Source organism: Lacticaseibacillus suilingensis (assembly GCF_016861845.1).
Classification (GTDB): Bacteria; Bacillota; Bacilli; order Lactobacillales; family Lactobacillaceae; genus Lacticaseibacillus; species Lacticaseibacillus suilingensis.
This window is the reverse complement of record NZ_BOLV01000002.1, coordinates 209,407-236,318: the sequence shown is the minus strand read 5'-3', so window position 1 is coordinate 236,318 and position 26,912 is coordinate 209,407. Positions and strand designations below refer to the sequence as shown.

At 54.8% G+C, this 26,912-nt stretch carries 30 protein-coding genes; 20 read left to right on the top strand and 10 right to left on the bottom strand.

Annotated elements, in window-relative coordinates:
• Window positions 1-201: 201 nt before the first annotated feature.
• The gene (locus JUF11_RS02555) at window positions 202-1,236 is read left to right on the top strand and encodes an LCP family protein (RefSeq protein ID WP_204118164.1); all 1,035 of its coding nucleotides are present in this window, start codon (window positions 202-204) and stop codon (window positions 1,234-1,236) included.
• A gap of 64 nt (window positions 1,237-1,300) precedes the next feature.
• Here the strand turns inward: JUF11_RS02555 and JUF11_RS02550 are convergent, their stop codons facing one another.
• Together JUF11_RS02550 and JUF11_RS02545 are read right to left on the bottom strand one after the other, a co-directional pair.
• Entirely contained in the window at window positions 1,301-1,468 is a 168-nt protein-coding gene (locus tag JUF11_RS02550; protein ID WP_204118163.1) for a hypothetical protein, read from the bottom strand.
• A gap of 11 nt (window positions 1,469-1,479) precedes the next feature.
• Window positions 1,480-2,298: an aldose epimerase family protein gene (locus JUF11_RS02545; RefSeq protein WP_204118162.1), complete on the bottom strand. Its 819-nt coding sequence runs from the start codon at window positions 2,296-2,298 to the stop codon at window positions 1,480-1,482.
• 157 nt (window positions 2,299-2,455) lie between these two features.
• On the opposite strand from JUF11_RS02545, the gene JUF11_RS02540 reads away from it, so the two are divergent.
• Window positions 2,456-3,016, top strand: a complete 561-nt coding sequence (locus tag JUF11_RS02540; protein ID WP_204118178.1) for a restriction endonuclease — start codon at window positions 2,456-2,458, stop codon at window positions 3,014-3,016.
• An 18-nt stretch (window positions 3,017-3,034) separates the two neighbouring features.
• Window positions 3,035-3,856, top strand: a complete 822-nt coding sequence (locus JUF11_RS02535; protein ID WP_236000375.1) for a sugar phosphate isomerase/epimerase family protein — start codon at window positions 3,035-3,037, stop codon at window positions 3,854-3,856.
• Here the strand turns inward: JUF11_RS02535 and JUF11_RS02530 are convergent.
• A complete protein-coding gene (locus tag JUF11_RS02530) occupies window positions 3,849-4,142 on the bottom strand; it encodes a hypothetical protein (protein ID WP_125581786.1) in 294 nt (97 codons plus the stop codon). The genes JUF11_RS02535 and JUF11_RS02530 overlap by 8 nt on opposite strands.
• 147 nt (window positions 4,143-4,289) lie before the next feature.
• Between JUF11_RS02530 and JUF11_RS02525 the strand changes: the two genes are divergently transcribed.
• The 4 genes from JUF11_RS02525 to spxB all read left to right on the top strand — a co-directional run bounded on the left by JUF11_RS02525 (window position 4,290) and on the right by spxB (window position 9,799).
• Complete coding sequence (locus JUF11_RS02525; RefSeq protein ID WP_204118160.1) at window positions 4,290-5,468, top strand: acetyl-CoA C-acetyltransferase; 1,179 nt, start codon at window positions 4,290-4,292, stop codon at window positions 5,466-5,468.
• The gene (locus JUF11_RS02520) at window positions 5,465-6,712 is read left to right on the top strand and encodes a hydroxymethylglutaryl-coenzyme A reductase family protein (protein WP_204118159.1); all 1,248 of its coding nucleotides are present in this window, start codon (window positions 5,465-5,467) and stop codon (window positions 6,710-6,712) included. The genes JUF11_RS02525 and JUF11_RS02520 overlap by 4 nt, the downstream gene beginning before the upstream one ends.
• Window positions 6,709-7,881, top strand: a complete 1,173-nt coding sequence (locus tag JUF11_RS02515) for a hydroxymethylglutaryl-CoA synthase (protein ID WP_204118158.1) — start codon at window positions 6,709-6,711, stop codon at window positions 7,879-7,881. The genes JUF11_RS02520 and JUF11_RS02515 overlap by 4 nt, the downstream gene beginning before the upstream one ends.
• Window positions 7,882-8,062: 181 nt before the next feature.
• Complete coding sequence (gene spxB, locus JUF11_RS02510; protein WP_204118157.1) at window positions 8,063-9,799, top strand: pyruvate oxidase; 1,737 nt, start codon at window positions 8,063-8,065, stop codon at window positions 9,797-9,799.
• 51 nt (window positions 9,800-9,850) lie between these two features.
• Here the strand turns inward: spxB and JUF11_RS13275 are convergent, their stop codons facing one another.
• Genes JUF11_RS13275 through JUF11_RS02495 form a run of 3 tightly spaced genes read right to left on the bottom strand, consistent with a single transcriptional unit; the run spans window position 9,851 to window position 11,419 of the window.
• The gene (locus JUF11_RS13275) at window positions 9,851-10,222 is read right to left on the bottom strand and encodes an ATP-binding cassette domain-containing protein (RefSeq protein WP_268886758.1); all 372 of its coding nucleotides are present in this window, start codon (window positions 10,220-10,222) and stop codon (window positions 9,851-9,853) included.
• Complete coding sequence (locus JUF11_RS13385; RefSeq protein WP_373305847.1) at window positions 10,207-10,485, bottom strand: ATP-binding cassette domain-containing protein; 279 nt, start codon at window positions 10,483-10,485, stop codon at window positions 10,207-10,209. The genes JUF11_RS13275 and JUF11_RS13385 overlap by 16 nt, the downstream gene beginning before the upstream one ends.
• Complete coding sequence (locus JUF11_RS02495; RefSeq protein WP_204118154.1) at window positions 10,478-11,419, bottom strand: ABC transporter transmembrane domain-containing protein; 942 nt, start codon at window positions 11,417-11,419, stop codon at window positions 10,478-10,480. Before JUF11_RS02495 ends, JUF11_RS13385 begins: the two co-directional genes overlap by 8 nt.
• 68 nt (window positions 11,420-11,487) lie before the next feature.
• Here JUF11_RS02495 and JUF11_RS02490 point away from each other — a divergent pair, with 68 nt between their 5' ends.
• Both JUF11_RS02490 and JUF11_RS13270 read left to right on the top strand, forming a co-directional pair.
• Window positions 11,488-12,453 (top strand): helix-turn-helix transcriptional regulator, encoded by a 966-nt coding sequence (locus tag JUF11_RS02490; protein WP_204118153.1) that lies wholly within the window; start codon window positions 11,488-11,490, stop codon window positions 12,451-12,453.
• A 257-nt stretch (window positions 12,454-12,710) separates the two neighbouring features.
• On the top strand, window positions 12,711-12,845 hold the full coding sequence (locus tag JUF11_RS13270; protein ID WP_268886757.1) for a hypothetical protein: 135 nt from the start codon (window positions 12,711-12,713) through the stop codon (window positions 12,843-12,845).
• A gap of 230 nt (window positions 12,846-13,075) precedes the next feature.
• Here the strand turns inward: JUF11_RS13270 and JUF11_RS02485 are convergent, their stop codons facing one another.
• Together JUF11_RS02485 and rlmD are read right to left on the bottom strand one after the other, a co-directional pair.
• Window positions 13,076-13,552: a nucleoside 2-deoxyribosyltransferase gene (locus JUF11_RS02485; RefSeq protein WP_204118152.1), complete on the bottom strand. Its 477-nt coding sequence runs from the start codon at window positions 13,550-13,552 to the stop codon at window positions 13,076-13,078.
• Window positions 13,553-13,563: 11 nt separating this feature from the next.
• Window positions 13,564-14,931: a 23S rRNA (uracil(1939)-C(5))-methyltransferase RlmD gene (rlmD, locus tag JUF11_RS02480; protein WP_204118151.1), complete on the bottom strand. Its 1,368-nt coding sequence runs from the start codon at window positions 14,929-14,931 to the stop codon at window positions 13,564-13,566.
• 83 nt (window positions 14,932-15,014) lie between these two features.
• Here rlmD and JUF11_RS02475 point away from each other — a divergent pair, with 83 nt between their 5' ends.
• The gene (locus tag JUF11_RS02475) at window positions 15,015-15,395 is read left to right on the top strand and encodes a hypothetical protein (protein ID WP_236000374.1); all 381 of its coding nucleotides are present in this window, start codon (window positions 15,015-15,017) and stop codon (window positions 15,393-15,395) included.
• 3 nt (window positions 15,396-15,398) lie between these two features.
• The gene (locus JUF11_RS02470; protein WP_204118150.1) at window positions 15,399-15,557 is read left to right on the top strand and encodes a hypothetical protein; all 159 of its coding nucleotides are present in this window, start codon (window positions 15,399-15,401) and stop codon (window positions 15,555-15,557) included.
• A 36-nt stretch (window positions 15,558-15,593) separates the two neighbouring features.
• Here JUF11_RS02470 and JUF11_RS02465 read toward each other — a convergent pair whose 3' ends face one another.
• The gene (locus JUF11_RS02465) at window positions 15,594-17,102 is read right to left on the bottom strand and encodes a helix-turn-helix domain-containing protein (protein ID WP_204118149.1); all 1,509 of its coding nucleotides are present in this window, start codon (window positions 17,100-17,102) and stop codon (window positions 15,594-15,596) included.
• Between the two features lie 90 nt (window positions 17,103-17,192).
• On the opposite strand from JUF11_RS02465, the gene recX reads away from it, so the two are divergent.
• The 7 genes from recX to JUF11_RS02430 all read left to right on the top strand — a co-directional run bounded on the left by recX (window position 17,193) and on the right by JUF11_RS02430 (window position 23,511).
• Entirely contained in the window at window positions 17,193-17,993 is an 801-nt protein-coding gene (recX, locus tag JUF11_RS02460) for a recombination regulator RecX (RefSeq protein WP_204118148.1), read from the top strand.
• Window positions 17,993-18,955, top strand: a complete 963-nt coding sequence (locus JUF11_RS02455) for a LacI family DNA-binding transcriptional regulator (RefSeq protein ID WP_204118147.1) — start codon at window positions 17,993-17,995, stop codon at window positions 18,953-18,955. The genes recX and JUF11_RS02455 overlap by 1 nt, the downstream gene beginning before the upstream one ends.
• A 118-nt stretch (window positions 18,956-19,073) precedes the next feature.
• Window positions 19,074-20,462, top strand: a complete 1,389-nt coding sequence (locus JUF11_RS02450) for a 6-phospho-beta-glucosidase (RefSeq protein WP_204118146.1) — start codon at window positions 19,074-19,076, stop codon at window positions 20,460-20,462.
• Between the two features lie 722 nt (window positions 20,463-21,184).
• Window positions 21,185-21,721, top strand: coding sequence for a nucleoside tri-diphosphate phosphatase (gene ntdP, locus JUF11_RS02445; RefSeq protein WP_125581808.1), 537 nt, complete (start codon window positions 21,185-21,187; stop codon window positions 21,719-21,721).
• 74 nt (window positions 21,722-21,795) lie between these two features.
• Window positions 21,796-22,311, top strand: coding sequence for a hypothetical protein (locus tag JUF11_RS02440; RefSeq protein ID WP_204118145.1), 516 nt, complete (start codon window positions 21,796-21,798; stop codon window positions 22,309-22,311).
• Window positions 22,298-22,915: a sugar O-acetyltransferase gene (locus JUF11_RS02435; protein ID WP_204118144.1), complete on the top strand. Its 618-nt coding sequence runs from the start codon at window positions 22,298-22,300 to the stop codon at window positions 22,913-22,915. Before JUF11_RS02440 ends, JUF11_RS02435 begins: the two co-directional genes overlap by 14 nt.
• 11 nt (window positions 22,916-22,926) lie before the next feature.
• On the top strand, window positions 22,927-23,511 hold the full coding sequence (locus JUF11_RS02430; protein ID WP_204118143.1) for a TMEM175 family protein: 585 nt from the start codon (window positions 22,927-22,929) through the stop codon (window positions 23,509-23,511).
• A gap of 38 nt (window positions 23,512-23,549) precedes the next feature.
• On the opposite strand, the gene JUF11_RS02425 is transcribed toward JUF11_RS02430, so the two are convergent.
• Window positions 23,550-23,981, bottom strand: a complete 432-nt coding sequence (locus JUF11_RS02425; RefSeq protein ID WP_204118142.1) for a GNAT family N-acetyltransferase — start codon at window positions 23,979-23,981, stop codon at window positions 23,550-23,552.
• Window positions 23,982-24,130: 149 nt separating this feature from the next.
• Between JUF11_RS02425 and JUF11_RS02420 the strand changes: the two genes are divergently transcribed.
• Entirely contained in the window at window positions 24,131-25,261 is a 1,131-nt protein-coding gene (locus JUF11_RS02420; RefSeq protein WP_204118141.1) for an AI-2E family transporter, read from the top strand.
• A 34-nt stretch (window positions 25,262-25,295) separates the two neighbouring features.
• A complete protein-coding gene (locus tag JUF11_RS02415; protein ID WP_204118140.1) occupies window positions 25,296-26,642 on the top strand; it encodes a hemolysin family protein in 1,347 nt (448 codons plus the stop codon).
• Window positions 26,643-26,912 lie beyond the last annotated feature (270 nt).

Genomic DNA, 26,912 nt, shown 5'->3' with positions numbered 1-26,912 from the left:
CAGGTGTCTTTTTGTTATCTAAAAAGGGTCTAGCATCTCCAGTGTTGATTACTACCAACACCAAAAATTCTAGACCCGTCTTTTTCTGTGGCCGTTGCTCATTAATCTAATGACACTTTTTACCTAGAATTAGAAGCCTATTCGCTTTTTACACATTTGCAGGTAAACTCTGATTAATAGGATGAAGGTGGAGGCATCGAAATGAGTAAGCATCGTCACTCAAAGCGACATCCGCTCCTGCGGATTTTTTCATTGCTGGTCATGACAATCGTGCTGCTGGCTGGGAGCTACGGCGTCAGAATCTTTTCACAAACCAAAGTAGCTGTACATAAAACTTACGACAATAAAGTCGTGAAGAAAAAGGTCGTCAACTTAGCAGAGAAGAAGCCTTTCAGTGTGTTGCTGCTAGGCACAGATACTGGTGCATTGGGCCGAAGCGAAAAAGGCCGCACTGACACCATGATCTTGGTCACCGTGAATCCCAAGGCGAATCGAACGACGATGATTAGCATCCCCCGGGATACGCTGAGTCACGTTCAAAGTTCGTCATATACGGGGGCAACCAAGATCAATGCGCAATACACCTATAACGACGTCAAAGGGGCTGTGGATTCAGTCACCACGATGTTCAATGTGCCGATTAATTATTATGCCTTGGTCAACATGGGTGGCTTGGAGAAAATTGTCGATGCAGTCGGCGGAGTGAATGTTAACGTCGCCTTTTCCTGGTCGGATCCGTATTCGCAAGGTTCGTTCACCAAGGGACCCGCGCATCTGAATGGTAAGCAGGCTCTGGCCTACGCGCGGATGCGCCATCAGGACCCGGCTGGTGATTATGGTCGGCAAAAGCGACAGCAAGAGGTTATTTCTGCCATTGTAAGCCAAGCTTTGTCTGCTCAGACGTTCAATAACTATGGAGAGTTGATGAACTCGTTAGCTGATAACTTGCGCACGAACTTGAGCTTTGACGAACTTGTCACGCTCGTAAATCAATATCGCGTGGCTTTCGAAAACGTTACTCAGGATCATCTCAGTGAAATTGGGGCTTATATCAACACTGCATCCTACCAAGTTCCGTCAACCGCCGAGCTGCAGCGCGTTTCCAATCTGGCGCGTGGTGAGTTAGGCCTCTCGAGTACGACATTGGACAACTATAATACCAAGGAAAATGCGCTAAATGCGCAGAACGGATTCAGCTGGAACAGCGATAACAATCCGCGTTATCTTCTGTACTAAATTCCGCTGAATCATAAAAGCTGGGCTGATCAAATATGATCAGCTCAGCCTTTGCATTTTCCCACTATTTGAGCAGGCTTTTAAGTAGTACTGCAACCAGCACCAGCACCATCACTGCCGAAATCAACCCCAGTCCAGCCCTGAGCCGTCCTTTCGGCACTACCTGCCACACAATCGCGGTCAATGCCACCACGGCCACCAACGCCAATCCCGCTTGCATCATCACACTCATCCGCTATCCTCCTACGCCAAGGCGTGCAAGGTCACGGTGGTGCGGCGTTCAAACGGGGCGCCTGGCATCAAAGTGAACAGCGGTGTGACCGGGCGAATGGCAACTGCGGTGTGCGGGGCGCCGGTGATGCCATTGAAATAATTCTGCTCATTGAGATGGGCGAAGGTGTCTACCACCAGGCCAGGGCCTTCGGTGTTAAGACTCAAGGCCCAGTCATTCGCTGTCAGGGTCGCCATAGTCGCTTCGGTGCTGAGGGTTTTGGTCGGCAACGGCACTGGCTCGGCGTCAAGGCGCAGGCGCTGGTCCATCACGCTTTGGGCCGGGTCGCCTGTTAAGGCATAGGCCACGTTAAGTTTGGGCCGGAGCTGCACTTTGGTGTCGGTTTCGATGTGCCAATCAATGGTCCAGCGGTTGCGATTGTCCAAGGTGTGCACCAAGGCCACGGTGCGGCTGCCGGGCAGCCCGTCTTGGCCGTCAGCGAGCTGGAGGGAGAATTTGACGCTCACATGGTCCTCAGCTTCTTCAGTTGCGGCATCCCAGTTCCAGTTTTGCCAGCCGGTGCGGCCGGAATTCAGTGGCTGGTCGCCATTTTCACCAGCAATCGGGCCAATGGTGGCGCCGAACAATTCGCTATCTTCAGCGTAATCTTGAAAGGTGATGAAGCCAATGGTCAAGTTCGGATTCATCCCGGCCCGATTCGGCAGGCGCACTTGCTGTACCCGGGCGCCGAAGGTAATGAAGTTCAGGGTCATGCCGTGATCATTTTGCAGCGAATACTGCATGATTTTTTCGTCATTAATGCGGTAAAAGACTTTTGAGGTAATTTTCACTGTGAGCGCTTCCTTCCGTATCCGCTTCAATCGTACCGAACCGAAGCCTAAGATTCAATGAAAATCCGGCGTACGCGGTGTTTTGCGCGGTGCGGGTTTGGTAGGATAAGTAGGAATAAGAGGAAAAGGTGATTGGTTGAAAGCACTGAAGGAAAAACTGCAGGCGTTCATGAAGCAGCTGTACTGGTGGCTCACCGCGCTGTTTGCGCTGGCACTGGTCTATGCCTTCTTCGCGCGGGGCTACTTGCATACTTGGCAGCAGCAGTTCGACTTGGTGGCTTTTGCCGCCATTGTGGCCTGGGTAGTGATCAATGCCGGCTTGATTTATCGGCGGCATTTTCGCTTCCGAGACCTGCAGCTGGAGAATGTAGATGCCATGGCAGGCGAGGAATTCGAGCAATTTTGCGTCTACCTGCTCAAGCGCAATGGCTTCAAGCATTTGCAAACCACCAAGGGCTCAGGCGATCAAGGCATCGACATTATTGGCGTCAAAAAGCAAAAGCAAGTCGGGTTCCAATGCAAACGCTATACCGGCCAAGTGGGTAACAAGGCAGTGCAAGAGGCCTGGAGCGGCCAGGCGTTCTACAAGCTGGATGAGGCGATGGTGCTAACGAATTCGGAATTCACCGATGCGGCTAAGGAGCTGGCGGAGCAGCTAGGCGTGACGTTAATTGACCGGCCGCGCTTGAAACGGCTGATGCGGCGGCTGCCGAGCTAAGCGAAAGGAAGTATGGGTGTGTTCTCACCGATTTTAGGCTTAAAAGCCAGCACGGCGGCGCAGCAGGTGACGGACCGGTTGCAACATCAGCCGCAAGTTGTTGAATTTTTCCTGACGCCTGAGGATTTCACCGCCGCCGGGTGGGCCAATCTAGAAGCGCAAGTGGCGCGGGTGCAAGCCAGTGGGGCGCGCATCGTGTTCCATCACCCAATGCGGTATCAGGATAAGCGCAATGAACTGTGCGTGAACCAGGCGCTGCACCCAGCGCAGTATGCCTTTGTAATGACCACGGCCAGGCGGCTCATCACGTTGAGTAAGCAGGTCGATGGGCTGACGCTGGTGCATGGCGGTTATAATCAAAAAGGCTATGATTTCATCGGCGATTGGCCGAACTTGGCCCAGGCGCAGGCGGTGGTGCTGGGCCGAATGTGTGAACTGAATGCCGAGGCGGCGGGGCATGTGGTGTTTGAAAATAGCATCAGCCCGATCTGTGCCTTCGGGGATGCGGCGATGGAAGCGCAATTGCTGGCGCTAGGCTTGCCGCTGGCGTATGATATCAGTCATGCCTTCATTTATTTGCATGGCGACAATGACGCCTTGGTGGCGAGTTTGAAGCACTTGGCGCCGCTGGTCAGACACTACCATCTCGTAGACTCCATGGGTCAGACCCATGACAGCTTATCCCTGGGCCAAGGCCGGATTGATTGGGCGCGGGTGCTACCAGTACTGAATCCGCGCGCCAGCAGTATTTACGAAATCAATTTAAGCGATCAATCAGACTGCCGCGAAATGCTGGCGAGCCACGCGTATCTCAAGCAGATGGCGCAAGGGTTCAGTTAACCACCAGCACCCCGGCGACTTCTTGAAAGCCAAACACAGGCCGCAAGGCGGCGTCATCTTGAATATAGAGATAACGCAGCCGGCGGTCTTTTTGGTCCAAGAGCACGGCAAACTCCCAGAGTTTGAGCGCTTTGCCTGGGCCTGGCACCAGAATCAGTTGAGGCTGTTCTTGCTGCTCGGCCGGTCGAATTTTGGCCACGGTGGCGTTGCCGGCAGCGGTGCGGAGCTGGACTTTGGTATTGCGGTTGTAGTCTTGCATTAAGGCAAGTAGATCAATCACGCGCATACGGCCACCTTCTTTCTAGCTCTATCATACATGATAGGCGGTAAATTGTAAGATTTCTTAAGGGCAAGGGTCGGCGCGCCGCCAACACGGTATAATAATTGCCAAGATTAGACAGCGCGTGGCGCGGTCTTTAACAGGAGGGAACCTATGACTGAAGTTGTCATTCTCAGTGCCGCCCGCACCCCCATCGGCAAATTCGGGGGGGCGCTGGCAGGTGTGTCGGCAGTGGAGCTGGGTGCCATCGCTGCCAAAGCGGCCATTCAGCGCGCCGGGATTGCCCCGGAGCGGCTCGACCAGGCGATTTTTGGTAATGTGTTGCAAGCCAATTCAGGGCAGAACGTGGCGCGGCAAATCGCCCTCAAGGCGGGCCTGACCACGGATAGCACCGCGATGACTATTAACGAAGTGTGTGGCTCAGGACTGAAGGCGGTGCGCCTAGGGCAAAGTGCCATTTTGCTGGGGGACGCCGATGCCGTGTTGGTTGGTGGCACCGAAAACATGAGCCAGGCGCCATTTTATGCGCCGCAGCAGCGCTTTGGCCATAAGTTCGGGGATGTGACCTTCGTTGACGGCCTGGCCCGAGACGGCCTTTCTGATGCTTTCACGGGCCTGCCGATGGGCGTCACCGCCGAGAACGTGGCGGAGCAGTTTAGTGTCACCCGCGAGCAGCAGGACCGCTTTGCCTTGGCCTCACATCAAAAAGCCGTGGCAGCGCAGCAAGCCGGCGCTTTTGATGCTGAAATCACGCCGGTGACGGTGACCACGCGTAAAGGTGACCTCGTGGTGGCGGCGGATGAAGGCCCGCGGCCAGATACCGACTTGACCAAACTTGGTAAGCTGAGGCCGGCTTTTAAACCTGAAGGTACCGTGACGGCTGGTAATGCGAGTGGCATCAATGATGGCGCTGCGGCGCTGATTTTGATGCGCAAGGATCTGGCGGATGCCCAAGGCTTGCCGTATCTGGCCGTGATTGATGGCTACAACGAAGGTGGCATTGATCCGAATTTCATGGGGTACGCACCGAAACGCGTGATTGAAAAGCTGCTGAAGCGCACGGCGACCGCAATGAGCGGGATTGACCTGATTGAAATCAACGAAGCCTTTGCCGCCCAAAGCATTGCTGTCGCCAAGGAACTCGAACTGGATCAAAGCAAACTGAATGTCAACGGCGGGGCGATTGCGTTAGGCCATCCGCTTGGGGCGTCTGGGGCCCGGGTGCTCACGACCTTGCTGTACGCCTTGCGCGCGCGTGATGCTCAAACCGGGATTGCGGCGCTGTGCGTTGGCGGCGGCATCGGTGTGGCCATGCAGGTGAGCCGGCCATGACCAAGTTCTATGAATTGACCACGGCAGAGCGGCTGCAACAGCTGGTGGCGGAAGGCAGCTTGAGCGCTGAAGACGCCGCGCTGCTAAAGCAAGCCACGGCGCTGCCAGCTGACGTGGCCAGTCATCTGAGTGAAAATCAAATTGGCCAGTTTACCTTGCCACTGGGGCTGGTGCGCAATCTGCCGGTGAACGGGACTTTGCACCAAGTCGCCATGGCTACAGAGGAACCGTCAGTGGTCGCCGCTGCTAGTAACGGCGCCCGCCTTGCCGGCTTAAATGGCGGCGTCCAGGCCACGGCCGCGCCGCATCGGGTGGTGGCAGAAGTGGTCTTCGCTGACCTCTCAGATTTAACCGCGGCCCAGGGTGTGCTCAAAGCGCACGAAGCCGAGCTTTTTCAGGTGGCGCAGGCGGCGCACCCGTCAATTGTGAAGCGCGGCGGGGGCCTAAAGCAGGTCACAACTACGGTGGTGGAGCGGTTTTTGAAACTACGCTTGCTGATTGATCCGAGTCAGGCGATGGGGGCCAATATCAGCAACACCATTGCTGAGGCGGTGGCGGCCGCGGCTGGCGCGTGGTTGGATCAACCAGCCTTGGTGGCGATATTGACCAATGCCAGTGCCCAGCTCACCACAGCGACGGTGACGCTGGACCCGGCGACCTTAGCAACCAAGCACGAGGCTGGCGCAGTGATTGCCCAGCGGATCGCGGCGTTAAGCGACCTGGCGCACGTGGATCCAGAACGGGCCGCGACACACAACAAAGGCATCATGAACGGCATTGAAGCGGCGGTGCTGGCGACGGGCAATGACACCCGCGCTGTGGCTGCGGCGGTGAGCGCCTACAGTCATGAGCGGCCGCTTAGCACCTGGACGTTGGTTGAAGGCCAGCTCAAGGGTAAAATTAGCCTGCCGCTACCGGTTGGCGTGGTAGGCGGCGCCATTAGCGCCTTGCCGCTGGCACCGGTCGCACTGCGGCTGGGTGGGTTCCAGACGGTGGCCACGCTGCAAGAAGCTTTGGCGGCGTTGGGCCTAGTGCAAAACTTGGCGGCGCTGCGAGCCCTGGCTGGACCGGGCATTCAGGCCGGCCACATGGCGCTGCAGGCCAACGCGTTGGCGATGGCTGCTGGCGCCCAAGGCGAGGAAATCACGCTGGTGGCGGCGGCCCTCCAAGGCGAACGCAAAGAATTGGCCGTGGCCAAGCGGCTACTGACACAGCTAAGAACGAAAGCGGGGAAAAACCAGTGAAAATTGGCATCGACCAAATCGGCATGTACACGCCGGACTTTTTTATCGACTTACGGGAACTGGCCACGGTGCGCGGCGTGGCACCTGACAAGTTCACCATCGGCATCGGTCAAGACCAGCAAGCTGTCGCCCCAAGCAGCCAGGATGCGGTGACCATGGGTGCCGCCGCCGCCCAAAGTCTGCTTGGCGCGATTGACCGCGAGCAGTTAGGCTTAGTGGTACTGGGCACCGAAAGCGGCGTGGATGCCAGCAAGGCCGGTGCGCTGCAAATTATTCGCCTGCTCGACCTGCCGGCGCATGTACGGGCGATGGAAATCAAGGAAGCCTGCTATGGCGGCACCGCTGGGTTGATGATGGCGCGCGATTATGTTGCTGCACATCCGACGAAACAGGCGTTAGTGATTGCTTCAGACGTAGCGCGCTACGGGCTGGCCACAGCCGGCGAAGTGACCCAAGGTGCTGGGGCGGTGGCGATGCTGGTTAAGGCCAATCCCCGGATACTAGTAATAAATGACGATTCTGTGGTGCATGCCGAAGATATCGGCGATTTCTGGCGGCCGGTTTACACGGACCAGGCTTTGGCGCGCGGGAAGTACTCCACCGAGCAATACCTGCACTTTTTTGACCTGGTTTGGCAGCAGTACCAAGCCGAAACCAGCCTGACGCTTAACGATTTCACTGCGCTGACCTTCCACTTGCCTTACACGAAAATGGGGCTCAAAGCCCTGCGGCAAGTGCTGCCGAGTGTCGATGCGACCAAGCAGGCGGCGCTGCTGAAGCATTTTGATCAGAGCATTCAATACAGCCGGCGGATTGGCAATATCTATACCGGCTCGCTGTATCTGGGGCTGTTGTCGCTGCTCGAGCTGGATCACTTGCCAGCTGGCAGTCGGCTGGGGCTCTTCTCCTACGGCTCTGGCGCGGTGGGCGAGTTCTTCTCCGCCGAGCTGGTGTCAGGGTACGAGCAGGCTCTGAGGCCCGCTGCCCATGCTGAACTGCTTGATCAGCGCCGGCAGCTGTCGATCACCGAGTACGAGGCGGTGTTCAACGACGCTGTGCCATACGCCAAAGCCGATTACCAAAGCAATTCTGCCTACTATGCCGGCCCATTCGTGCTCACTGGCGTGCAAGGGCAGGAACGGCAATATCAAGTAAATCCGAACGCTTAACCAAGTCTCGCTGCGGCGAGGCTTTTTGCGTGAGAGCGCTTTGTTAGGCGTCATCATAAGGCTTGTGCTACATTGGAATTAGTTAGGAAAATGAAATCGCCACTTGTTTTTTGTAAGTAGTCAGGTATACTGATGTTGTTAGGACTTTTAAAAAGTAAGTAAAAATGCTGGAGGCGAGTGTATGACAAAGATTAATGCAGCAGACGCAGGATTAAAGGTCATCGAGAGTTGGGGGGTGCATAACATTTATGGTCTGCCGGGCGGTTCGTTCGACTCGACCATGAATGCACTGCACAACCGTAAAGATACCATCAAGTACATTCAAGTGCGCCACGAAGAAGTCGGCGCCTTAGCTGCCGTTGGTGAAGCCAAGGTCACCGGTAAAATCGGGGTCACCTTTGGCTCCGCCGGCCCTGGTGCCGTGCACCTGCTGAACGGCCTTTATGATGCCCAGTGGGATCATGTGCCAGTTTTGGCATTGGTCGGTCAGGTGCCAACCAGTGCCATGAACACCAACTACTTCCAAGAAATGAACGAAAACCCCATGTTCGCGGACGTTTCCGTATATAACCGCACCGTCATGACCGCAGAACAGCTCCCGGCCGTGATCGATGATGCGATTGCGCAAGCTTATGCCAAAAACGGGGTGGCAGTGGTCACGATTCCTAAGGACCTCGGCTGGCAAGAAATCGAGGACAACTATGTTTCTCGCGCCGGCAACTTCCAGAAGCCGATTTTGCCAGAACCACCGGCGGAGAAGATTGCCGAAGCCGCTAAGTTGCTGACTGACGCCAAGCATCCTTTGATTTACATCGGGACTGGCGCACGTGGGGCCCGCGATGAAGTGATTGCTTTGTCTGAAAAGCTGCACGCCCCAATCATGACCTCTGCTTTGGGCAAAGGCGTGGTGCCAGATTCTTACAAGGCGAACATGGGCTCTGCCGGCCGCGTAGCCAGCAAGCCTGGCGTTGAGGTGGCCGGCCAGGCGGACGCGGTGCTGTTCCTCGGCTCCGACATGCCGTTCCAGGCCTACTTCATTCAGCCGAATGCCAAGTACATCCAAGTCGATATTGATGGCGCCAAGTTCGGTCGCCGTCACTATGTGGATGTCGCGATTTTAGCTGATGCCAAGAAGACGGCTCAGGCTTTGATCAACGCCATCGACCAGCAGCCAGAAACCGGCTGGTACCGGGCAGCCCTTAAGAACAAGCAAAACTGGGTGGACTGGATGGCCTCATTTGAAGACGATGACGAAACGCCACTGCGCGTAGAGCCTGTTTTCAAGCAAATCAATGACATGGCCACTGACGACGCGATTTTCCAAGTGGATGTCGGCAACGTCACCATCAACGGCATGCGCTACCTGAAGGCGGACCAGCGCCAGCAGTTCACCACGAGTGGCTGGTACGCCACCATGGGCTACGCTTTGCCAGCAGCCATTGGCGCTCAAACCGAGTATCCAAATCGCCAAGTATGGTCGATTTCTGGGGACGGCGGCTTCGCCATGGTGATGCAAGACGTGCTTACCCAAGTGAAGTACCAGATGCCAATCATCAATGTCATTTTGACCAACGAGTCTTTGGGCTTCATTGAAGCGGAGCAAGACGATACTCAGCAGCCTCACTCCGGGGTTGATCTGATTGACGCCGACTACGCGACCGCTTCGGCAGCGCTCGGTGCCACCGGCTTTGAGGTGCACACCTTGGCCGAATTGAAGGACGCCTTTGCCAAGGCGAAGGACGCCAAAGGCCCAGTGGTGATCGATGTGAAGATCTCCGACCTGCGGCCACTGCCAGTTGAGCAGTTGGTACTGGACAAGAAAACTCAGGATCCAGCGGCGGTTGATGCTTTCGTCAAGAAGTATCATGCCGAAAGCCTCATTCCATTCCGGCAAATTCTGGAAGACGAAGAAAAGTAACCTGAATCGTAAAGCACTGCCACCCATTTGCGGGCGGCAGTGCTTTTTTAGTTAGGCCATGGGTTCTAGGTGGCCAGCATTTAGGGTAAAGGCCTCAAAATGAAAGGCGGTCAACATCGCCTTGTCATAATGATGGGCGACTTCAATCAACGTGATGGGCAGTGCATACAGAACCTGACGGATGGTACGCGCGCTGTGATCATCTAGGCCGGCGGTAATTTCATCTAACAATAGAATCGGCCGCTTGCGCAGTAGACCACGGGCCAGCGCCAGTCGCTGTTTCTGACCGCCGGATAAGGTGTCTGGATCAATCATGCGCTTAAGCGGTGCGGTGCCGAGTTCTGCAGTCAGTTGCACCTGGTCGAGTACGGTGAGCAACTCATCATCGGTGAAGGCCTGCATTAACGTCAAATTGTCCCGAATGGTGCCTCTAAAGATGTAGCGCTTTGGGTAATATACGTCACGCTGGTTGGCCGCGGTGTTTGGCCGCCGACTGTGATGCTGCCACTCGAAGGATTAAGGCGGCCGGCGATGAGGTTAAGCAGGCTGCTTTTGCCGATACCTGAGGGGCCAGCAATCAAAACTTTGGCGCCGGTGGGGATGGTTAGGTTGGTGGGCCGTAGCAGCAGGTGGGAATCGAATTTCAAGGTGGTCTGGTTCAGCTCTATTCGCCCATCTTCAGGCATAGCAGCAGAGGAGGGGTTGATTGGAAAAGGCGGCAGCTGGCGGAGCTGCTTGGTGCTGGCCAGCTGACTCCAATCGTTGATCACGCTGCGAACGCCTAAAGTGACATGATCGGCAGACAGTTGCAGGGTCAATAGGGTTGAAAATGGTGATGCCGAAGCCGCCATGTGCCATCAGCAGAAAACCAATCAGCATTGGGCCAAACAAAGCGAGTACCACCAGCAACCAAGTGGCAAATTGAGCCGTATATTGGGCGACCGTTTGTTGTTGCAGGCGCTTTTCACTTTGATGCAAGGCGCGGTTTACACGTTTAAAAAAGGTGTGGGCAGCGCCATATTGCCCCAGTTCCGCCAGTCCACTTAACCAATCAGTCGCTTGAGCCACCGTTTCTGCGTTGGCTTCGCTGGCGCGCTGGCCGAGTTTGGCCAGAGGCTGCTCGGCAATCACCATTGGCACCATGGTCAAGGCGGAAAAAGCGACAAAAATTAGGCCCATAAGCCAGTTGACGACTAAGACGAACCAGATACTGATGACTGTCATCATCAGATTTTGACCACAATCAAGAATGAGGCGAAAATAGCGGGTTTCGATTTGGTTAGCGTCGTTAGTTAGCCGATTGATGCCTTTGCTGGCAGGTTCATTTAACGCGCCGCTGAGCCGAAGGAGGTGACCCTTTAAAGCCACATTCCAGATGTTGATGGCGCTTTGCTGAAGACAGAGGCTGAGATACAAGCAAGTATACGTGCTTAGATACAAAGCAGCGGCTAAGGCGACATATTGCAACCGTTGAGCGATGGTGGCGGCAGTCAAGTTAGGCACTTGGCCGAGTACATAGCCGTTTAACACGCCTTCGAACCCACCTAGGGCACTAAAAATCAATAATGCCACCAGCAGTGGTTTGGGCAGCTGTTGATAAAGCCATTTCCAATTGATCATTTTACCATCTCACTTTCATGCGTTCAGTGTATCTGCTACACTAAACACAAAATGAGAAGGTGACAAAAGTGGCACAAAGATTAGGGGGCCTCATTCGTGATCTCCGTGAAGCCAGGCAACTGACGCAAGCCAGGCTATACGCTGATTTGCTATCGCGGCGACAAGCCATCCGTTTTGAAAACGGCGAAAACGACATTAAGGCCAGCGTGCTCTTCGTTGTGCTGGACCGGCTCGAGGTCGCCGCGAGCGATGTGCAGTCGTTGATAACGCCAAGCGCGCAGGCTTCGGGCCCGTTGATGCTGGCTTTGGCGCGGCTCAATCTCTGGCAAGATTGGCCACTGACTGATGAAGAACTGCAAGCCGTGCAGCAATATCTGTTCACGGATAGTCAACCGGCGCTGGCCACCCTGCGGCAGATTTCCGGCTTGGTGGCCAGATTTGAAGATGCGTTTGCTTGGCGCAGTTATGAACAACTTTGGCGCAAGGCGCAGGGCCAGCAGGGACAGGCAGACTATGCTCAGACGGCCCTGAAAATATGCGTGGACGCTTGTTATGCGGCCTTGTTCGGGCATCAATCTCAGCAAGCCGCCCTCTTTTTGAAGCGCGGTTTGGCGCTGATTGCCACCGCTGACCTGGTGAGTGGGCTGCCGGTCAACGGTCGAGTGCAATTACGGTTTTTAAACGCAATCGCGGTGAATTTGTCTCAAGGTCGGGCGGCGGTTGAGGCGGCGACCACTCCAATCATCACCGCTTTGAGGGCGCTGGGGGAACCGTTGCTTGCCGATACCTTTGTGGATAATCGTCGCCATATTCTGACCAGCTATGATTTACATGCCGAATGGTCGCAGACGGAACTTGGCAGCACAGCGCGACTGCTGGCCACGTTTCAAAGGCAGGTGCCTGACTTTGATTTCGAAGCGTACATCAATCTGTTGCCCGGGTTGAAGGCAGCGCTGGCTGGCAGACCGCTGAGTGCTTTTGCGGCTGAGGAGGAACCAGGTGAAGCCGCCTCCGACTTGAGACCCCACCGGTAGTCTGATTGCGGATGCCATTGTCATGGGCGAACTATTTTAGCCAAAGAGGACGGGCCACATGTCGAACGCTGTGATCATTGGAAGTTGCTCAAGCAAAAAGCCGCCAACTTCGAGGACTCTAGGCAGTTAGCGACTTTCCTTGTATAATGTTTCTGGCAGAAAAGTTAATGAGCGGTGGTATCTTCGCATTCGAGAGAAGGTGAGGCTTATGAGCGTAAGGTTCATAACCTTGATTTCAAACGGAAGGAGGTACGGGTTTGCTTTTGATTGGCGCCTTGGCGACAATCACGGCTTTTGTCAGTGTGCTTGCACTGCTGGTCCTCGCGGTCACGCGATTGGTCAACGCAGTGCGCAAGCTGATGGAAGCTACCGGCTTGGGTCGGAAAAAATAAGCAAGCAAAAACGCCGCTGTTACTTTTGGCGAAGTCCTGCGGCGTTTTGCTTGTAAGATGACAACCACCGTTCTTCAAACGGCTCTGCTGTGGAAAGACACTCCTTAAGGGGTGTCTTTTCGCTTACCCTTATTATAGCATGCCTTCTCAGTCGGGTGAACCTGATATGGCCCAAGTCTGCGACTAATCAGGCGATCAAATGCTTGCCGGGTTTAGCATGGGAGCACGATTTAAGCTTGATAGGCGAGCGTCGCTTTGACCAGTGCCTCGACGGTCGTGTAAATTCCGCCGTTGAGTTTGATGAGGCCAACCGTGTAAAGGTTGAGGTAGTGGAATTGGTTTTCGGCCACGGTTTGCAGCGCAGACAATTTCTGTTGATTGGTCGCGCCAAGCCGGCGGGAGTCGGTGTACAGGCCTAGAATGGGAATGTGCTTGGCGTAGGCGACGCCGATTTCCGACGCGACGCCCACGTCAATGGTGGGGCCATCAAGGATGGCAATCATTAGATCGGCGGCGAGCACCTGCTCCGTGTCGGCTTGGGCAATCATTTTGGCATCGGCATAGGCATTTTTGTCATTGATGGCCGCGTTTTCCTGCGGCAGGTAAATGTCCAAGCTCGGCGCGGCTTGGCGCAGTTGGGCCACCACCTGGGCGTTGAAGTCAAAGTCAGCTTGGCTGAATAAAGCATTGGCAAAATAGATCTTCATCAAGGGGCCTCCTAACGGCGCGTGAACTTCACCACCGCTTCGCAGCGGGCGGTTTGCGGGAACATGTCAACGGATTGAATGTAATCGACCTGATAGCGCTTGGTTAAGGCGACCAAATCGCGCGCCAGCGTCGAAGGGTTACAAGAAATGTAGACAAACTGCTTGGGCGCAGCTTTGAGCAAGGCCTGAATGAAGGCCGGCTCCAGCCCGGCGCGGGGTGGATCGACAATCAAGGCGTCGGGCTTGAAGCCTTGCGCCAACCATTGTGGGAACAGCGACTCGGCGGTGCCGACTTCGTAATGCGCGTTCGTGATGCCATTTTGCTTAGCATTGTAGTTGGCCGCAGTCACTGCTTCAGGTATGATTTCCATGCCGCGCACGGTTTTAGCTTGATTTGCCAGGCTCAGCCCAATGGTGCCAATGCCGGCGTAAGCGTCCACCAAGGTGGCATGCGGGGTTAAGGCAAGGGCCTTCAAGGCTTCTTGGTACAGAATTTCGGTTTGCTCCGGGTTCAGCTGCAAAAATGCTTGCGGTGACACGGCAAAGTCGCGGCCCAGCAGCCGTTCGGTGATGTAAGGCTGACCCGCTAGCAGGGTGGTTTTGGCGCCCCAGATCAAAGACGTGGTGCCAGGGTTGAGGTTTTGCGAGACGGATACCACCATCGGCAGTTCCTTCGCGATGCGCTCCAGCAGCTGCAGGTGGTGCGGCAGTTTAGCTGAGTTAGTGACGAAGGTGACTTGCACCTCGCCGGTGGCCACGGATTCCCGGACCACCAAGGTTTTGACGATGCCGCTGTGGTGCGCTTCATCATAAATCGGCACCTGCAAATCCTCAAGCATGCCGCACAAAGCGGTGATGACTTGCATCGTCAGCGGCCGCTGGGTGGCAAAGGTGGTTAGGGGAACCAATCGGTGGGAGTTCGGTGCATAGAGCCCCGCGCGGACGTGACCGTCAATGAGGCGTACTGGAAATTGCGCCTTGTTGCGATAATGCAGCGGGTGCGCGGCGCCAATGGTGGGACGCAGGTCGTAATGCTGCCAGCCGCTGGGTTTGAATTTCGCCAGGCTTTGAGCCACCACATCACGTTTGAAATTCAGCTGCGCCGGGTAGGCCAGGTGATTGAGCTCGACACCGCCAATTTGACCAAATAAGGGCTCGCTGGGGGTGACACGATCCGGCGAGGCTTGTTTGATGCGATGCGTGGTGGCTTCCAGATAGCGGTCATGCACCGCAGTCACTTCGGCGACCACGACCTCTTGCGGCAAGGCGCCGGTGACAAAGGTGATCTTGCGTTTGTAATAGCCAATGCCGCGGCCGTTAATGTCGAGGCGTTTAATGGTCAACGGGAACCGCTGACCGACTTGAACCGTATTTTCCATGCTGCACTTCCTTTGCGTTCAGTATACAGAAATTGGCACGCTTTCTCCATGTCGGGTATAATCACCTGCAGGGGGGATGACCGGTGAAAATCTACTTTAACAATAATAATCAAGGCAAAATCAAAGCCTTCATTACCCACAACGGTGAGCTGCACGAATTGGAACCAGGCCAAACGCTGGAGCTTAACGTGAAGCGCGGTGAGCAGGTGACCTACAAAGTGGGCCGCTTGTCGGCGGAGCATACGATTGACTATCAGTCCACCGATGCGGAATTCGAAATCACGCAAAACCGGGTGCTGCTGTATGCTTATTTGGCGGCGTTAGTCGTGATTTTGGTGGGGCTGTGGTACCTGAAGAACATTTCCAACACCATTTTAACCATTGTGGTGATTGTCGGGCTGGTGATTTTTGAGGCCTTCAATTACTTCAATGGCTACCAGGCGCATCCTGTGCATCGGAGCTAGCCGATGAAGTGGCTAAATGGCAATGCGTTTTTGGTGATTTTGTTGGTGCTGCTGGCCTTTGGCATCGCCGGCTATCTGTTGAAAAACGTCGTGGTGCTACTGCTATTATTTGTGGCGGTCGTCGCCTTAATCATCGCTAAAGTGCTGACAAGACCACGCTAAAACAGACGTCGCAGGAAAAATGCGACGTCTGTTTTTTTACTGATGAACGATGCGGGGCTTGATTTGCGATAAGCGGCTGAGCAGGTTGAAGAAGTCGTCATCCGCGACTTCAGGTTGCCAATGAATCACCGTGACCTGCTTGAGCCGCTCAGGGCTGTAATAGTCCTTGAGCACTTGCGGCACGGACAAACTGGTGATGATTACATCGGGCAAGACATTGTGCGCCGGTGACACCAGGTCGATGAAGGTGAGGGCGTTCAAGAAACTGTGCAAATCTCGACTCATGAAGGTGCCGGCATCGACAATCACGGCCACTTTGAGCTGATGATCGGCGTTGAGCCCAGGAAAGGCCGGGGCGAGCAGAATGTACAGCACTTGGTACATGGCGTTGTAGTAGTCCGCCAAAGCCCCAACCTGGCTGCGGTCGAGGTGGTCGAAGTACGTTTTGATCAAAGATGGCAGGCGGCCACTTTCGGCGAGGTCGCGATCGAGATCCATAAAGTCCAGCCGCTTGGCAAAATCACCTTGTAGCGTCAGGTAAGTGTCCGCCATGCGGTGAAGATTGACGTTGAGCATCGCCAGCTGGCTTTCTTCTTGCCGGTCGGCCGGCGGGCATTGTGCCTGCAGATAGCTGATGAGGCCATGGGCAAAATGGTGAGCGCAGGTGTCAGGTTTATCCAGCACGCGCATCACGGCCTGATCGCGCGCACTGACGGTGTGGCTGAGCGAAATGAAGTGCCAGCGGGTGAAGTCGTAAAAGTTGCGTTCGCATTGGCGCTGTACCGTAGACAAGGGTGGTAAGTCTTCAGCGGGAAAATCGGTGCCTGGCGCCCGGAACTCGGCGAATAAATCAGGGATGCGTTCCGGCACCGCCAGAATGTGACCTTGCTCAATCCGCATGGCCTGCACAGCCAGGAGCAGTAGATCTTGTTTCATTGAAGTGGTAGGCGGTCCAAAAAGCTGGTCTTGGCCTTGGGTTAAGTAGAGGTAGCGCTGGTTAGCAGCTTGAAAATCACGTTCGCTAAACGGCCAGCCAACCCCGCGGTAAGCCATCTTGTAGAACGTCAGAATCAGCATCCGCGCCTTGAGCTCATCGCCTTCCAGCGCCCAGGTGCTGGTATTAAGGCGCAGGCCTTTGCTGGTTAAGTAGCGCTTGAAAGGGGCAATCCGGCGGCGTAAGGTAGAAATACTGAGACCCCAATCGCTGCAAAATTGATGGACATCTGGGGTGCTCTGGCGAAAGGCGTAGTCAAAGAAGCGGAAGGCCATCGAATCGCTCAGCAGAAAATACCGATAGTCATCCACCGTGACATCGGCGCTGAGTCTTGCATATTCGGTTTCATTCAGTGGACCGGAGCCATGGGCGTTTTTGGCCTGCAACGCCGTCATGATATCCTGGAAGGCATTGTAGGCTTGTGAGTAGCTTAACTTAGCTTCGAGACTAAGCCGGTTAATGGTAAAGCTTTCGTGTTGGCGGGCCTTGAGCAGCCGAAAAACATGGTAATTCGTCTGGGTGTGTTTGTCATAGAAATAAGCTTCAAACATCCGGTCCGCCCCCTTACGATTAGATTTAAGTCTTTTACTCAGTATACCATAGCGAATTAATTATTTTGTGAACAAGACGAGGTTGAACGCATGCAAACGATCACAAAAATTACAGCCCAAAAACGGCGCGGCCGCTACAACATCTTCTTAGACGACAAATATGCCTTCCCCGTGAGCGAAAGTACGCTAATCAAATTCCGCTTAGCCAAAGGGCTGGAGCTGGAGCCGGCGCAGGTTGAGGCCATCAAGAACGAGGAAGTGGCCGCGGTGGCCAAGGCGACGGCACTGAATTATATTAGCCATCAAATGCGTACCGTGCATGAAGTGCGCCAGCGGTTGCGCGAAGACGAAGTGCCAGAGGACGTGATTGCGCAAACCACTGACCAACTGAAGAGCTTGCATGTGCTGGATGACGAGTTATACGCCGATACGCTGGTGCGCGATAATCTGGCCATGGGCGAACGCGGCCCGCGCCAAGTCGAACAGCGCCTGCGCACCAAAGGCATTCATGAACGGCTGGCGGCTGCGGCTGTGGCTCAAGTGACCCCGGCGCAATGGGCCGAAGTGGCGCTGCGCGTGGCGCAAAAAACCGCGCGCCGCACCACGCGCCGGGCCTTTAACGATCAGCAGAATAAAATCCGCCTGGCTTTGATGCAAAAAGGCTTCACCACTGATCAGACCACTGCCGCGCTGGCAAGCTTGGCGCTTGATCGCGATGACGAAGCCGAAGCAGGCCTGCTGGAGCGGGAAGCGACCAAACAGTGGCGCCTCAAACGCAAATACGAGGGGTATGAGCGGACGCAGCGGGTGCGCTTGGCGTTGCTGCGCAAAGGGTTCCAGAATGATGCCATTGAGCAAGTGCTGCAGCGGTTAGAGCAGGAGGACGAATGATGGCCAACATTCAAGCAGTGGCGCGGCTGGCCGGGACGTCTCGGTCGACCGTTTCACGGGTCATCAGTGGCAATCCGCATGTCAGTCCTGCCGCGAAAGCCAAGGTGCTGGCCGCGATTAAGCAACTCGGCTACGTGCCGAATTCATTAGCCCGGCAAATGCGGGCGCAAAAATCCCATACCATTGGCCTGCTGACAGCCGGCTACTTTCCCACGCTGGGCGATTTTCTGAATGAATTCGCCCAATCGGCGCAACAGTACGGCTACCACGTTAACGTCTATGTCACCCGCAATGCCGAGGAAGAACGGGCGGTGCTGGCCAACCTGGAAACGCACTTGCTGGATGCGGTGTATTTGATGACGCAGTTCAATGACTGGCCGGTGATCGAACAGTATGCTCAATTCGGGCCTATCGCCACTTGGCGCCGCTTGGATTCGCCGGTCATCTATTCGTCTTATGTCGATCATTATCCCGTTTATCTGCAAATATTAACCTATCTTGCCGCCAAGCACTTCACGCGCATTGGTCATGTGTTGAGCGCTCCCAGCAGCACAAATACTAAGGCGCGGCTGCGGGCGATTCAGACCTTTGCCAATGCCCATCCGAGGATTGATCAAAGCTGGCAAGTGTTCAGCCCAGTCCAAGCCGGCGCCGGCATCAAAGCAGCGCAGCAGTGGCTCGCCGATGCCCAGCGGCCACCAGCGGTGATTATCTATTCCGATTATGTCGCGGCCGATTTTATCGCGACCTTGCGCCAAGCCGGCAAAACCGTCCCGCAAGACTGCCAGGTCTTCGGCTTTGATAATTCCGCCTTTGGCCGCGTCATGGGCCTCACCACCATTGACCCCAAGCTGGGCCAGCAAGCCCAGAACGCTTTTCATTATCTGTACAATCAGTTGCATAAGCAGCAACTCCCGATCATGCCGATCACGCCAACTATTGTGCGGCGAGAGAGTTGTTAAGGCCAAGCCGAATCGAAAAAGATTCGGCTTTTTTGATGGCTCCGACTTGACGTGGGATCAATCCCACGCGGTAGGGTGAATGCGTAAGTAAAATCATTCACAAATGGAGGTCCTGCTCATGAGTCGTGATGCATTGAAAATGGTAACCATCGGTGGGGGTTCGAGCTACACCCCTGAATTGATTGAAGGCTACATCAAACGCAAAGACCAACTGCCAATCAAAGAAATTTGGTTGGTCGATATTCCGGCAGGTGAAGAGAAACTCAATATCGTCGGCCATATGGCCAAACGCATGGTCAAAGCCGCCGGTCTCGATTGGGAAGTGCATCTCACCTTGAACCGCCGTGAAGCGTTGCAGGACGCCGATTTTGTCTCGACCCAATTCCGGGTGGGGCTGATGCAGGCGCGCATCAAGGATGAACGTATTCCTGGATCATACGGTTTTTTAGGCCAGGAAACCAACGGGGCTGGCGGCATTTTCAAAGCCTTCCGCACGGTGCCGGTGATTTTGGACATTGTCAAAGACATGAAGGAATGCTGCCCCGATGCGTGGTTGATCAATTTCACCAATCCTAGCGGCATGATCACCGAAGCCATTCAGACTTACGGTAAGTGGGACAAGGTGATTGGCCTGTGCAATGTGCCAGTGATGGCGATGATGACCGAGCCGGCATTAATTGGCAAGCAGCTCAAGGACTTGACCTACAAATTTGCCGGCATTGACCATTTTCACTGGCACCGGGTCTTTGATAATACTGGCCGGGAAGTGACCATGGACATCGTGGCGAAGATGTACGAAGGGGATGCCGGGCTACCGAAGAACATCTTCAACGTCCAATTCTTCCGCGAACAGTTGGAACAGATGAAAATGATTCCTTGCGGCTACCACCGCTATTACTACCGGGAACAAGAAATGCTGGACCACAGCCTGGAGGAATTCAAGGGTGAAGGCACCCGCGCTCAGCAGGTGATGCGGATTGAAAAGGAACTCTTTGACTTGTACAAAGATCCAAATCTGGATTACAAGCCGAAGCAACTGGCCGAACGTGGTGGGGCGCATTATTCCGACGCTGCCTGCGAAGCGATCGCCTCGATTTATGCGGACAAACGCACTCACATGGTGGTGTCCACCCTTAACCGCGGCGCCGTGCCGGACTTGCCAACGGACCATGTGGTGGAAGTCTCAGCGCAAGTGGGCGCAGCGGGCGCGATTCCGCTGACTTTTGGTCATTTTCAACCGGCGGAACGCGGCTGGTTGCAGTTGATGAAAAACATGGAACTGGTCATCGACGAAGCCGCCGTCACTGGCGACTATGGCCTAGCCCTCCAGGCGTTCACCATGAACCCGATGATCCGCTCTGGGCAAAAGGCCAAGGATCTCTTGGATGAAATGCTGGTGGCCAACAAGCAGCACTTGCCGCAATTCGCCAAGAAAATCGCCGAACTCGAAGCGGCCGGTGTCCATGTCCACGATGCAGTCGCGGCGCATATTGACGAAACTATTTAAGATTATCGCGACCGACACTGCGCTATCAGTGTCGGTTTTTTGGTGCCGCGGGTTGCGGTGGTGGGCTCCGCTGGCGGGCGGCTGGCTGTGCGGCCGGTTCGAGCCGAAAAGCGGTCTCGAACCTAAAGTTAAAGCCGCCTTCGCTGCGCTCAATGGCGTCTTCAACTTTGCCGCGATTGGCTCTGGGAAGCCCAGCGAAAAACGCGCTGGTCTTCCGGTCGCCAATCGTTTCACTGCCAGCCATTTGCCAGCTCCACCCACCACCGCAACCCGCTCGATAACAGTAGGACGACCAGCTAGCCGCGAACGAAAACGAGAAAAGTAGAATTTGGCTAGAAGTTCGCACTGGTGGTTGCTCACGTCACCACCAGAATCCTCCAAATGATATGGAGCTGACAACTGGAGAAATTGTCGCGTCTGCAGGATTGAACCGTAGAATAACCACCGTAGAGTAGGACCGCCGGAGCAGGCAGGGGCTCAGTGGTGAAATTGTTCTTAGCCAACTTGTTGGCTTAGAACAAGCCGCGACTTTGAGACTCGCAGCGCGAGGCTCAAAGCGCTGGCCACCACGTTCCAGCCCCTGCCTGCGGAGGCGGTCCTGCCCGACCTGACTTCTACCCATCCGGCTAAATGCGGCCACCTCCACAGCCTGCCTTTCTTGCTTTCGGGCTTTCTGGTATACTGACTGTGACAAAAGATAATTGCTGAAAGCTGGACATACTATGCGGATCCCTAAGGAAGGCGACTCAATCGCCATTCAGAGCTACAAGCACGATGGGAGCCTGCACCGCACATGGCGAGACACGATGGTTCTAAAAACCAGCGAAGATGCAATTATTGGTTGTAACGATCACACCCTTGTGACCGAATCCGATGGCAGACGGTGGCTGACTCGCGAGCCGGCGATCGTGTATTTTCATAAACATTACTGGTTCAATGTGATTGCGATGATCCGTGAAGGCGGGGTGTCGTATTACTGCAACTTGGCCAGTCCTGTGACGTTGGATCAGGAAGCGCTGAAGTATATTGACTACGACTTGGATGTTAAGGTTTTCCCTGATGGTGAAAAACGGCTCCTTGATGTAGATGAATACGAGGCGCACAGTCGAAAATGGCAATACCCGGCCACCACGGATCGCATTTTGAAAGCGAACGTGCGGGTGTTGGTCGATTGGATTAACCATGGTAAAGGTCCGTTTTCACAGGCCTATGTTGATCTGTGGTACAACCGGTACTTGCAGTTGTCTCACCGGGTGTAGACCCGAAGCCGCGCGGTTGCGGTTAGGCGCGAGGGGAACCTCGCGTTTTTATTTTTTGGAAAAGAGGAAAATAAATGACAGCATTACTGAATCAGCCTGCGAGTCAATTTATCGGTAAGGTGTACACCGCCGCCGATTCGGATCAAATGGGGACCTTTTTTACCTGCTGGCAGGAATTCGAAGCGGCTGGGTACTTCGAGGCATTGGATGCTGTGGTGCCGACGCCAAATCGGGCGTACCTGGTGATTTTCTCGCCTTACGATAATTTCCAGTACTGGATTGGCAGCTTGGCCGCAGCTGATACGCCGGTGCCAGCAGGGCTGGAAGGCGTGAAGTTACCAGCCGCGACGGTGGGTAAGGCCAGCAAGCCGGCCAACGGGATTTTGAATCAACTGCCGGTGCAAACCACTTTCGCCAAAGGCCTAGAAGTGCTTGAAAAAGCCGGCTTCCCGATTCCGGCGCATATTGGCCAAACTGACAATCCATATTACATCGAATCGTATCCGGTTAAGGCTGGTGAAGCGGCCAGCGTTGACTATCTCTTGTACATCAATGAAAATCAACTGGAGGGCTATGATGAGTTCGATTGATCATGACCGGATGGTGGCGGGTGAGCTTTACCGCGCCGATGCTGCCGACCTCGTTGCCCAACGGCGCCTGGCCCGGCAGCTGACGACGCAGTACAATGCGCTGGCCACCACCGAGGCAGCGAAGCGGGCGGACCTGCTTCAGCAGCTGTTTGGCGCGATTGGGACAGGCAGCTACATTGAACCGAATTTGCGGGTGGATTACGGCGTCAACACCCGCATTGGCCAGAATTTCTACGCCAACTATGATCCCATCATGCTAGACGTGGCACCCATCACGATTGGGGATAATGTGCTGTTCGGCCCGCGGGTCAGCTTGCTGACGCCGGGGCACCCGCTGGATGCGGACATTCGCAACTCAGGGGTTGAATACGCGCAGCCCATCACGATTGGCAATAATGTGTGGCTTGGCGGCGATGTGACGGTGCTGCCTGGCGTGACGATTGGTGATAACACCATTGTCGGCGCGGGGAGTGTGGTGACGAAGGATTTACCTGATTCAGTGATTGCAGTGGGCAATCCGGCCCATGTGCTGCGGCCGCTAACTGCCGCGGATCACGATCGCTGGGTACAGGCCAAAGCCGAGTACGACGCCGCCATCAAATAGGAGGAGTAGCCATGCCCAAAAGTCGCCTTGAAGCGTTCACTGATGGCGTAATCGCGATTATCATTACCATTATGGTCTTGGACCTGCACGCCCCAGAAGCGGGTAGCTTCGCGGCGTTGTGGGGGATGCGAAGCGTCTTTTTGATTTATCTGATTTCCTTTTTCACCATGGCGGTGTATTGGAACAATCATCATCATTTGTTTTTGCTGATCAAAAAAATCAACGGCCGCGTCCTGTGGGCCAACCTAGCGTTTTTGTTTGCGGCGTCCTTAATGCCGTTTGCCACGTCCTGGGTTGGCGCGCAGCACATAGACAGCTACGTGCCTGAGATGACTTACGGCGTTGTGATGCTCCTGATGGACGTGACTTTCTGGCTGCTTATTCGGCTGCTGATTCACGCTGATCGCCACAACACGGCGCTGGTTGGTTTGCTGGGTGAAGGCTATTACAAACCGCTGATGACTATCAGTGGTAATGTGATAGCGATTTTGCTGGCGTTTCTCTGGCCGCCTTTGACCATCATTGTGGATGTGGCGCTGCTGGCACTGTGGGCTCAGCCGGAAAAGCGGATTGAGCACCATGTTCACCATAGCTAGAATCAAAAACGGTCGGCGTTTGCCGACCGTTTTTGATTCTAAAGGGTTAATTCCATTTCGCGGTGCCGGATGCCGGCGTCGAGAAATTCGGGCCGGTCGGTGAGCTGGTAGCCGAGGGCTTTGTAGAAGCCCACCGCCTGCACTTGCGCGTCGAGGCGCATCGTTTCGATGCCGTGCGCTTTGGCGTAGTCCGTGAGCTGCTCCAGCAGGACTTGGCCAACGCCATGGTGCCGGTAAGCTTTCATCACCGCCACGCGCTGCACGTGGTAGCCGCCGTGTTCTGGCAGCAGGCGCGCGGTGGCCACCGGTAGGCCGCTGTCATAGGCGACAAAATAAATGGCTTTGGCTTCGTCTGCGTCGACTTCGCGGTCGGCCGGGACGTGCTGTTCGTCCACAAAGACGGTGGTGCGAATCATTAAGGCATCTTGATAAGTTTGCGTAGCAAGATCAGTGGTGATTTTAAATTCCATTAGCAAGTGGCTCCTGTTTTTGAGATGACTTATTATAGCATCACCATCTAAAATGAAAAGGGTAGTGGAAGCAGCCGGTTATAAACATTACAAAGGTGGTATAATCCGATATACTAAAGTTAGTCATTATTTCGTGAGGAGGGATGGCTTTGTTTGAACGCTTACGCGAATCGCGGCTGATGTACTGGTCGCTAGAGGCGCTGATTATTGTGATTTTGATCATCTGCCTGTCCAACCTAAGCTTTTTGTTTGCGCCGATCGCGACGTTCTTTTCCACCTTGCTCATTCCTTTTCTGGTGGCGGGGTTTTTGTTCTATCTGTTCAATCCTTTAATTAATCTCATGACCAAAGCGCATATTCCCCGCGCTGGGGCGATCACCTTCGTATTTCTCGTTGTGATCGGCCTGATTGGGCTTTTGATTGCCACCATCATTCCGAACTTGATTGACCAGATCACGCAGTTAGTCACTGGGCTGCCGGCGCTGCTGAAAAACCTGCGCACCGAATTGTCAGAGTTATCCCGGTATCGCTGGTACCAACAGTTTGGGGTGGCCAAGCTGATTGCTAAACTGAAGGTGGAACCGGCGACAATTTTGCCGAAAATTCTGGGCGGCTTCAGCAGCGGGGTGCCGAGCTTGATTGGCTCTGTCGCTGGCACTGTGATCAGCGTCATCACCATTCCCGTCTTGCTGTTTTACATGCTGAAAGACGGCGAACGCTTGGTGCCGGCGGTGCAGCGGGTGTTTCCCGATAAGTACCAAACGGAAATCAGCACCGTGTTCACCCGGATGAGTTCGACCTTGTCGCATTACATCGCCGGGCAGGCGATTGAGTGTTTGTTCGTGGGGAGCTTCACCTTTATCGGCTATCTGATTATCGGCATGCCCTACGCGTTCTTGCTGGGCTTTATTGCCGGCGTGGTCACCATCATTCCCTATCTCGGACCGTACATCGGCATCGCGCCGGCACTGATGGTGGCGCTGACCCAAGGCTGGAGCAAAGTGGTGCTGGTCATTGTGGTCGTGCTGATTGTCCAGCAAACCGACGGCAACTTGATTTATCCGAATGTCATCGGCCGCAGCCTGGATATTTATCCGTTGACGATCATTGTGTTGCTGCTGGTGGCGGGCAACCTCTGGGGCATTCTCGGCACGATTTTGGCGGTACCGGCCTACGCCGTGGGCAAAACCATCGTCACCTATGCCGCCGAGCTGTACCGTTTCCACAAGCAGCAGCGGCAAAGTGAGCAAACCCTGCTGCAAAAACCGAAAACACGTTAACGCCATGCCGGCGAGTTAAGAAAGGAAAGTTCTGATGAGTGGTGATTCTGCGGGTCCTTTATGGAGCCAATTATTACTGATTGTGATTTTGACTGTGATCAATGCCTGCTTTGCGGCGGCAGAAATCGCAGTGGTGTCGTTGTCCCGATCGAAAATGGAAGGCCAGGCTAAGGCCGGCGATAAAAAAGCGGCCAAGTTGGTCACCATCATGAACAACTCGACCAACTTTTTGGCCACGATTCAAGTCGGTATTACCTTCGCCGGCTTCTTCGCTTCGGCTTCCGCGGCGACCACGTTAGCATCCCGCCTGGAGCCGGTGTTTGGGGGCTTGAGTTTTGGCCATGAGCTGGCGGTGATTGTCGTCACCCTGATTTTGTCCTATTTCTCGCTGGTGTTCGGGGAGCTTTATCCCAAACAAGTGGCGCTCCAAATGACAGAACGGGTGGCAAAAGCGGCGGTGACGCCAATTTCTTGGCTGAGCGTGGCGCTGCGGCCTTTCGTGTGGTTGTTGTCGGCTTCCACGAATTTACTGATGAAGGTAACGCCGCTGAAGTTTGCGGCGCAAGGCGACCAGGTCACCCGTGAAGAAATGGTGTCCATGATCGAAAGTGGCAAGCAATCTGGGGCGATTGACAAGGACGAGTACGAAATGCTGGAAGGCATCATCAGTTTGTCCAATAAGTTGGCCCGGGAAGTGATGGTGCCGCGCATTGATGCTTTCATGGTGAACGCTGATGAGCCTGATTCCGAAGCGATTGATGAAATCCTTGGTAATATCTACTCCCGGATTCCGGTTTACCAAGGCGAAAAGGATCAGGTGGTCGGCATTGTGCATGTGCGCAACTTGCTCCGCGCCGCGCGCAAAGTTGGCTTTGATCAGGTGCGGCTGGAAGACATTATGACGGATCCGTTATTTGTGCCTGAAACCATCAGCATTGATGATCTGCTGACAGAAATGCGCATTCGCCAGCAGCAAATGGGTATCTTGCTCGACGAGTATGGCGGCGTGGTCGGCATTGTAACCATTGAGGACCTGATTGAGGAAATCGTCGGGGACATCGATGACGAATCGGATTCGGCCACGGTGAATTACACCAAACTCGATGAGGATGATTTTCTGGTCAACGGCCGGATGACGTTGAATGATTTCAATGCGGAATTTGACCTGAATTTAACCGCCCCTGACGTCGATACCATCGCCGGTTATATGATCAATCAACTTGGTGCCATTCCGACCAATCACAAAAAGGAAACCATTCCGATTCCTGGCGGCACGTTGACGTCTGGCAAGATTGAAAAGTCGCGGCTGATTAATGTACATTTGCATTTGCCAAAGCAGCCGCAAGCGGCTGGACCGAAACGGGAAGATGGGGAAGCCTAGAGCGTACGACTTGAGTTAGGCTTCCGGTGAGGTTAAGAGCGCCTCGCTCCACAGCCCCTAGTTGCGCTCCAGGTGGCTAACGCCTGCGTGGCTAGCGTTCATCACCTCGAAGCCAAGAGCAGGCTTCAAGGCGCTGAACTAGGCTACCCATCAGGCTAAAATCAGCCACCTTCCGCAGCCTGCTTTGCGCCTTTAGTTGCGCTGCGCGAGGCCAACGCCTGAGCGAGTAGCCTAGCCAGCGGGTCCGCCACCAAAAAGCGGTGGCAAACC

Coding starts and splice junctions, on each gene's coding strand:
- JUF11_RS02555 (WP_204118164.1), top strand. CDS start 202: ATGAGTAAGCATCGTCACTCAAAGCGACATCCGCTCCTGCGGATTTTT.
- JUF11_RS02550 (WP_204118163.1), bottom strand. CDS start 1,468: ATGAGTGTGATGATGCAAGCGGGATTGGCGTTGGTGGCCGTGGTGGCA.
- JUF11_RS02530 (WP_125581786.1), bottom strand. CDS start 4,142: ATGCGCGTGATTGATCTACTTGCCTTAATGCAAGACTACAACCGCAAT.
- JUF11_RS02525 (WP_204118160.1), top strand. CDS start 4,290: ATGACTGAAGTTGTCATTCTCAGTGCCGCCCGCACCCCCATCGGCAAA.
- JUF11_RS02520 (WP_204118159.1), top strand. CDS start 5,465: ATGACCAAGTTCTATGAATTGACCACGGCAGAGCGGCTGCAACAGCTG.
- spxB (WP_204118157.1), top strand. CDS start 8,063: ATGACAAAGATTAATGCAGCAGACGCAGGATTAAAGGTCATCGAGAGT.
- JUF11_RS13385 (WP_373305847.1), bottom strand. CDS start 10,485: ATGCCTGAAGATGGGCGAATAGAGCTGAACCAGACCACCTTGAAATTC.
- JUF11_RS02495 (WP_204118154.1), bottom strand. CDS start 11,419: ATGATCAATTGGAAATGGCTTTATCAACAGCTGCCCAAACCACTGCTG.
- JUF11_RS02485 (WP_204118152.1), bottom strand. CDS start 13,552: ATGAAGATCTATTTTGCCAATGCTTTATTCAGCCAAGCTGACTTTGAC.
- rlmD (WP_204118151.1), bottom strand. CDS start 14,931: ATGGAAAATACGGTTCAAGTCGGTCAGCGGTTCCCGTTGACCATTAAA.
- JUF11_RS02470 (WP_204118150.1), top strand. CDS start 15,399: ATGAAGTGGCTAAATGGCAATGCGTTTTTGGTGATTTTGTTGGTGCTG.
- JUF11_RS02465 (WP_204118149.1), bottom strand. CDS start 17,102: ATGTTTGAAGCTTATTTCTATGACAAACACACCCAGACGAATTACCAT.
- recX (WP_204118148.1), top strand. CDS start 17,193: ATGCAAACGATCACAAAAATTACAGCCCAAAAACGGCGCGGCCGCTAC.
- JUF11_RS02455 (WP_204118147.1), top strand. CDS start 17,993: ATGGCCAACATTCAAGCAGTGGCGCGGCTGGCCGGGACGTCTCGGTCG.
- JUF11_RS02450 (WP_204118146.1), top strand. CDS start 19,074: ATGAGTCGTGATGCATTGAAAATGGTAACCATCGGTGGGGGTTCGAGC.
- ntdP (WP_125581808.1), top strand. CDS start 21,185: ATGCGGATCCCTAAGGAAGGCGACTCAATCGCCATTCAGAGCTACAAG.
- JUF11_RS02440 (WP_204118145.1), top strand. CDS start 21,796: ATGACAGCATTACTGAATCAGCCTGCGAGTCAATTTATCGGTAAGGTG.
- JUF11_RS02435 (WP_204118144.1), top strand. CDS start 22,298: ATGAGTTCGATTGATCATGACCGGATGGTGGCGGGTGAGCTTTACCGC.
- JUF11_RS02430 (WP_204118143.1), top strand. CDS start 22,927: ATGCCCAAAAGTCGCCTTGAAGCGTTCACTGATGGCGTAATCGCGATT.
- JUF11_RS02425 (WP_204118142.1), bottom strand. CDS start 23,981: ATGGAATTTAAAATCACCACTGATCTTGCTACGCAAACTTATCAAGAT.
- JUF11_RS02415 (WP_204118140.1), top strand. CDS start 25,296: ATGAGTGGTGATTCTGCGGGTCCTTTATGGAGCCAATTATTACTGATT.